Consider the following 7,254-nt stretch of genomic DNA (forward strand, 5'->3'; position numbering starts at 1 on the left):
CTCCTCTCGAATCTCGTAGTCGGGCAGCCACTCCTTCAGACGCGGGTCGGACGCGTCGCAGATGATGGGCGTGCCGTCCACGCCGCAGGGCACCACCTGGCCGTCCGGGCAGTTCTCCGGCGTGGCTTTGTACACCTTCACGTTGTACGCGCGCAGGTTGGAAGCACCGCAGATGGGATCTTGGTGCTCGGGATGAACCAAGCAATTGATGGTGGACAGCCCGAAACCGCCGTCGGCCTGGTTAAGCTCGGGGAACCACCACTGGTGCTCGCAGTTGATGACGCCCGGCTGGATGCCGTAGTACAGGTCCGCCGTCTGGCGGATCTTGCCGTCGGGACTTTCGATCCACACCCAGTCGCCCTGCTCGATTCCCAGCTGCGCGGCGTCCGCCGGGTTGATCTCCACGCGCGGCGCGGGCCAAAGCTCGCGGCACCACGGCAGCTGACGGTGCTCGGAGTGGAAGTACACCGGGATACGCCGGCCGGTGGTCATGAGGAACGGCCACTCCTTTGCAACCGACGGGTCGGCCAATTCCGTGCGCGGCGCCGGCTCCCACGTGGGCAGGTTGAAGCGGCCATCAGGCTCGTAGGTTTCCATGACCGTGGACCATATCTCCATCTTGCCCGTGGGAGTGGACATGCCCTTCATGGGGTTGCCCGCCGGCGTGGGCGGCTTGAGGCCCTGGCACATGCCCGTCTCGTAGCGGCGATAGGTGCCCCAGGTCTCGGGTGCGATCTCGCGGCAATCCCACCAACCGTGCTCTTGGAACTTCTGCACGTAGTCGTCCCAGTCGGTGCAGATGCCCGCCTCAATGGTGGGCGAAATGACGCGCTCGAACTGCTCCTTCCAGTCGGGGTACTGGCTCTTCACGCCGTACTCCTCCGGGTTCTCGGCATACGGGCGTCCCATGGCCTCGTACACGTCCACCACTATCTGCACGTCAAAGCGGCAATCCGCCGGCGGTTCGATGGCCTTGCACGTGGCGCCCTGCGCACCGGTGGAGCCCTGCGACATGCGCGGGCAGTCGATCTCCAGCCAATGACACGCGGGCAGCAGCAGATCGGCGGCACCGGCAGCCGGGGTCTTCCATAGATCTTGCACCACGAAGAAGTCCAGTTTAGTGAGCGCCTCCCAGTACTTCGTTGAGTTGCCGTGGTTCATAAAGCCAGATGCCTCGCACAGCGCACCGCGCACCGGGTACGGGTCGCCCGTGAGGATGGCATCGTGCACCGCGTTGCAATCTGCCCACTGCTGCCACCAGGACAGCGTAGGAATGCGATCGCATCCTAAAATCTTGTCGTGCCATTTCTGGTAGTCGTTGGTGGAGTGGCGACCGGACACGATGGTCGGCTGCGCGTCGTCCAAGCCATGGAACAGGCCCGCCGTCGGCCCGCGGTTGCCCGCCGGCGTGTCCCAGTTGCCCGTGATGCCCACAAGCGTGTCGAAGATGCGGTTGTTCTGGATAGCGTTGCACGCATGCTCCGGCGCCAGGCCGTACTGGATGCCGCCGTTGCCATAGCCGGTGGAGGGGTCGATACGCGTGGCGTAGGTGCGGGCAGCCTGCTCTATCTGTTCGGCCGGAACGCCGGTGATCTCGGCAGCCTTCTCGGGCGCGAAGTTCTGGCAGTACTCCGCGTAGTGGTCCCACACCGGGCGCATCGCGTGCACGGTCCCATCGGCCAGCGTCACCTCGAACTCGCCGTAAAGCACAGGGTCGATCTCGGGATTGAAGGGCGAGGGCACAGCCACGCGGCCAGGCACCGTCTGCTTGGGGAGGTTGGGCTGCGGATTGTCGTAGAACTGGTCCCACACCTCATCAGGCTCGCCTTCCCACAGGCCCGTTTCCGCATCGAAGTAGGTGAGGTGGCCCGAGGAGTCGTTGCCGTGCAGCGGATGCGCCTCGTCGGTGCCGGCCAGCTCGTCCCACACCATGAAGCGCAGGGGACTGCCATCCTCCTTGAGGTCGCTTTCCTTCAGAAGGCGCGTGGACATGGTGCGACCACCCACCCAACCTATCTTGTGCCACATCTCGATTGCACCGGACGGCTCCATGCCCTCCACCACCAGGAAGGGGGCGTCGGTCCAGCGCTTGACGAACAGGTGGTCGTACAGGTCGTTCTCTATGATGACGTTGGTCCATGAAAGACCCAACGCGCCGTCGGTTCCCGGCGTAAGGTACATATGCACGTCGGCCTCGTGGTTGAGGTTCGTCATGCGCGGGTCGATGCTGATGTAGGTGTCGGCCGTGGTCGCGATGTCCACCGTGGTGCGGCAGCTCTCGTCGTAATTCGAGATCTCGGTGGCGGTGCCCCACTGCACGAACACGCGCGGACGGTCGGTGGTGGCCATCCACGAATAGGCGAACTCCGACTGCATCTCGGTGGCCATGTGGCGCGGGCCCTTGCAGATCTGCCATGCAGTGAGCGCGTTGGGGCTGTTCACCAGCTGCCCCCATGCGGCGTAGGCGTGCTGCGTCCAAATGCGCGACGTGCCTCCCATGAAGAACATGCACTCGCCGCCGTAGCGCTCCTCCAACTCGGCGAACTTCTCGGCTATGGTGGCGTACGCCTCGTCCCAGGTGATGCGCACCCAGCCGGGGTCAGCCTCGCCCTTAGGGTTCGTGCGCTTCATGGGGTGGTACAGGCGGTCGGGGTGATAGGCCGCCTGAATGGACGACTGCGACTTCGAGCAGCAGTTGCCCATGGAGTGGAACGCCGTGTCGGCGTCGCCTTCCACCTTGACCGCGCGACCGTTCTCCACGGTCACGTACACGCCGCACTCGTTCTTGCCGCATGCGCGGCAGCACGAGCGCACCACCTTCACTTCGGGGGTTGCCGAAGCTGGTTGCGACGTTTCGGCAAGGGCTTGGCGCGGCGCCGCGGAAAACCCTGCGGCTGCGCCGACGACGGCTGCAAGCTTCGTGAAGCTGCGCCGCGTCAAGAGCGTTTTCGCCATTCTTCCTCCTCGTCTCTTCTCCTCAAAGCCCGTCGGTGCAACGTTGATCGATCGGCGAGCGGGGCTATAATAGGCGGGCCAGTACGGTGCCCGCCACGAGCGTTTCTTACGGTTTTCAGTGGCACGCGCTTGAAAGGCAACCCGTAAGAAACGTATGGGCACAGGGAGGCGACGTATGGGAGACAGCGAAAACACCAGATCAGAGGATGCAGCTTCGTTGTACGACCCGCTGCGCCCCCTCCAGCTTGTCCGCCCGGACCTGTTGGGCTTCATCTTTCATCTGTCGTGGCTTTTCCTGCTCTTCTACAGCAGCGCGCTGAGCGCCGGATCGCCCACGCCGGGCATGGAGTCCACCGATATCGTTTACGTGGCCTCCACGCTCGCGCTGACTGCGGTGCTTTTGTTCGGCTGCTTGCGCACGCGGACGTTCATGCGATTGAGCGAAAGCCGCGCCGGCGTGGTGGCCGCCCCTGTTGCCACCTCCTTGGGAACGCTGCTGTACTGCCTGCAGCAAAGCATGCCGTCCCTGGCGCTTGTATGGGTGGCGGGCGTCCTCACCGGCGCGGGGTCGGCCGTAATGGCCGCACGCTGGGCCTCGGTGTTCGGCAACGCCTCGCCGCGCGTCATCATCGCGAACTTCCCCACCATCCTTGTGGCCATTGTGGCCATCTGCGTAAGCATCGACTACCTGCCCTTGCCGTTGTGCCTGGCGCTGCTTGTGGCGCTGCCGCTGTGCTCGGGCGCGGCGCTGCAGTTCGCGCGACGCTACCAGCACGCGCGCCGAAGCGCCGACGAGGCCCGCTCGCCCAAGCCGAAGAACGCCCGCCGAAGCCGCTACGGGTTGCTGGCGGCCTTCGTTGCGCTCATTGGGTTCACTGCGGCCGTCCTGCCGTCGTTCGAGGTGGCGGGGGCGAATTATGGAATGCTCTTCTACCTCATATCGGCGGTGCTTGTGCTGGGATTTGTGGGGACGGCCATCTTCCTGACCGATCGTCCCGCGTTCCCGCTTTTGTTCGCGGTACCGCTGCTGGTGCTGCTGGGCGTGCTGCTGCCCTTTGTGCAGTATTCGGTGAGCACGCCGGGGGATGCGCTCTATCCGGTGGGCAACATCGCCATCGAGCTTCTGCTGCTGTTCGGAACCGTGCTGTTCGCCCTGGTCACAAACCAATCACCTGCACGCATGTTCATGGTGGGCCGCGCGGCCATGGCCGTGGGCGACCTTGCGGGGGCGTTTTTGGGAGCGCACCTTGCCACGCTGGGGAATGCGACGATCGCCATGCAGCTGGCAAGCGTGTGCCTGTTCGCCAGCACCGAGCTGCTGTTAGCGGCGCTCGTGGTGAGCTACTTCGTGAACCGGCGCCGCAAGCCGCAGGAGGAAGGCTTCGCAGCGGGTGCGGGCGCGGAAGCGCCGGAGGCGGAAATGAGCTTGGGCGAGCGGGAGGCGGCGGGCGCGGGTGCGGGCGTGGGAGCGCCGGAGGCGGAAGCGCGCTTGGACGAGCGGGAGGCGGCGGGCGCGGGTGCCGGAACGGGAGCGCGCCCTAACGCGACGGACGCGCGAACACCGGAAGCCGAACCGGCGCACACGAGCGCGCAAAGCGAGGAAGCCAAAACCGTCGAAGCCCTCGCTCTTTCGCGCGCCGAGCGTCTGAACGAGGTGGCTTTGCGCTTCGGGTTGTCGGAACGCGAGCGCGACGTGCTCGAGCTGCTGGCCGAAGGTCGCAGCTCGGCGCGCATCCAGGAGGACCTCTGCATTTCGGCGGGCACCGTGAACTACCACACCCGCAACATCTACGCCAAACTCGGCGTCCATTCCCGCCAAGAGGTCATCGACCTCGTCTGCAAACGCCGGTAACCCGGCGCGGCCGCCATCGCCCGCAAACGGGGGCGAAAGCGCCCGCAAGCGCTCACAAAAGCCCGGGTTGCGCTTCGCGCCTGCAAAAGCCGCGCCGAGCGGGGAGACGTCGGCCGCCCCCTTCCACACCATCGCCCATGCTCAGGCATCCCGGCCTTTCGCCGCCCCCTCGCCAACCTCAAATGCACGGTTTTTTGCTCCACTTGGTCAAAATTGGGGAAAGTCGGGGGATTGACACGGGCGAATCATCGCTAAAAACTGCAAAAGCCCAGGTCGCGTTTTCTGTGTGACCGCAGCGCCCCTTCCAGAAGCCTCAAAATCCCCCGACTTGTCTAAATTTTGACCATCTCAGGAAAATTTCGCGCACTTCTGCAACCGGCCGCGACGCCACGGCGAGCCTGCCGCTCAATCGAGCGCCACCATCGGGCGCACCTCCGCACGCAACTCACCACCCCGCCTCCTCCCGCCCCCCTCACCCATTCTCGGGTATCTTTCCGCGTTTCCCCACATCGTACCCAACATACCCGAGTCCGCGCGATGCGTCCGGCCCCCTTGCGCGCCTATGATGCGCAGCGTCCGTCAGGATTGCGCGGAGGGAGCGCGGGCGGGCAGGTCGCAGCGGCACGTGCCGCGCGACCGAACGAAGAAGGAGGAGCACCATGGCAGAAAACACCATCAGCCGTCGCGGCTTCCTGGCGGGGCTCACCGCCGCCGGCACGCTGGCCGCAGCCGGCGCGCTTTCGGGCTGCGCGCCCCAGGCGAAAAGCGAGGCAACCGCGAAAGACGGCGACGCCGCGCAGGGCAGCTGGCGCGACAAGCCCGAGATGCCCACCGACATCGCCGAGACGCTGGAAGCCGACCTCGTGGTGGTGGGCGCGGGCAACGGCGGCCTTGTGGCAGCCACCACCGCCGCGCAGGAGGGCGCGAAGGTGATCGTGCTGGAGAAGGGCGGCGCCATCGCCGCCGCGCGCGAGGCCATCGGCGCGCTCAACTCCGCGCTGGAACCCGACCATACGGAGGACGTGCCCACGCTCATCAACCACGCGAACCAAACCCAGTCCGGCGACGCCAACATGGTCCTGTACCGCACCTGGGCCGAAAAGTCCGGCGAGATGATCGAGTGGATGAAGGAGACGCTTGAGCCCAAGGGCATGCTGTTCCCCTTCGAGTGGCACAAGCCAAACGACCCGCACGCCTACTATCCGGCCATGTGCTACAACCCCTGCCTGGACGAGTACAACCCCGACGGCCCCAACTACGGCGCCTACATGCACCTCGAGGTCATGAGCGACGTGTTCGCAAACGAGCTGGGCGGCGAAATCATGTTCTCCACGCCGGCCACGATGCTCGTGCAGGACGACTCCGGCAAAGTGACCGGCGTCATCGCCGAGTCCAAGGACAAGGGCACCATCCAGGTGAACGCCAAAAACGGCGTGATCATCTGCACCGGAGGCTACGGCGCCAATACCGAGATGCTCAACGACCTGTGCCCCGGCAACTCGAAATGGTGCGGCCTCACCAGCGCCACCACGGAGGAGGGCGACGGCATCCGCATGGCCCTGTGGGCCGGCGCGGAACTGGAGGCCGGCGGCGCGTGCATGGTCTGGAACCGCGCCATCCTCCCCGACGGCTTCGAGTTCACCGACGAGCGCATGGGCGGCGACATCTTCCTTCCCGGCAGCCAGCCGTTCTTGCACGTGAACATCAACGGCGAGCGCTTCATGAACGAGGACCAGTGCTACCCCATGAGCTACGCCGGCGGCGCGAACCAGCCCGGCCACTACTCGTGGATCGTGTGGGACGGCAGCTATTGGGAGGACATCGAGCAGTTCGACACCTGCGGCTGCTCGCGCCTGTTCCCCGCGCCGTCGGGCACCGCGTTCAACGCCGACGTGTACGACTGCGAGGCCATGAGCAAAGAGCACCTCGATTCGTTCTGGCTCGCGCCGCAGCTTGAGTCTGGCGCGCTCAAGAAGTGCGACACCCTTGACGAACTGGCCAGCGCCATGGGCTTCAACGCCGACCAGGCTGCCACGTTCAAAGCGAACGTGGCGCGCTACAACGAGCTGGTCGCCGCCGGCGAAGATGTGGACTTCGGCAAGCCGGCCTACCGTCTGAGCGCTGTGGACGAGCCGCCCTTCTACGCGGCGCGCATCGCCGGAGCGCTGCTCGTGACCATCCACGGCGTGATCACCGACGCGAACTCCCAGCCGCTGCGCACCGACGGCAGCGTGATCGAAGGACTCTATGTGTGCGGCAACGACCAGGGCGGATTCTACCCGCACAACTACCCGAGCAACTTCACGGGCATCAACGCGGGCCGCACCGCCACCTTCGCCCGCATCGCCGCCAAGCACGCCCTCGGCGTGGCGTAGCGGACGCACCGCAAACGCGTCCTCCCTCCCTTTGCCGCCTCGCCCTTCCCGAAAAGGGCGAGGCGCGCCTGC

The 7,254-nt window shown here is 65.6% G+C and carries 3 protein-coding genes; 2 read left to right on the forward strand and 1 reads right to left on the reverse strand.

The genetic code is table 11. From position 1 onward, the window contains the following. Nucleotides 1–2,955: molybdopterin-containing oxidoreductase family protein (locus ACWKY3_RS00965; RefSeq protein ID WP_449314555.1), on the reverse strand; the 2,955-nt coding region annotated here is incomplete at its 3' end. Nucleotides 2,956–3,130: 175 nt separating this feature from the next. Between ACWKY3_RS00965 and ACWKY3_RS00970 the strand changes: the two genes are divergently transcribed. Continuing rightward, nucleotides 3,131–4,807, forward strand: a complete 1,677-nt coding sequence (locus tag ACWKY3_RS00970) for a response regulator transcription factor (RefSeq protein WP_449314556.1) — start codon at nucleotides 3,131–3,133, stop codon at nucleotides 4,805–4,807. A 659-nt stretch (nucleotides 4,808–5,466) separates the two neighbouring features. Then, nucleotides 5,467–7,182: an FAD-dependent oxidoreductase gene (locus ACWKY3_RS00975; protein WP_449314557.1), complete on the forward strand. Its 1,716-nt coding sequence runs from the start codon at nucleotides 5,467–5,469 to the stop codon at nucleotides 7,180–7,182. Nucleotides 7,183–7,254 lie beyond the last annotated feature (72 nt).

The sequence above is a fragment of the Rubneribacter sp. genome, assembly GCF_965361815.1.

Coding starts and splice junctions, on each gene's coding strand:
- ACWKY3_RS00970 (WP_449314556.1), top strand. CDS start 3,131: ATGGGAGACAGCGAAAACACCAGATCAGAGGATGCAGCTTCGTTGTAC.
- ACWKY3_RS00975 (WP_449314557.1), top strand. CDS start 5,467: ATGGCAGAAAACACCATCAGCCGTCGCGGCTTCCTGGCGGGGCTCACC.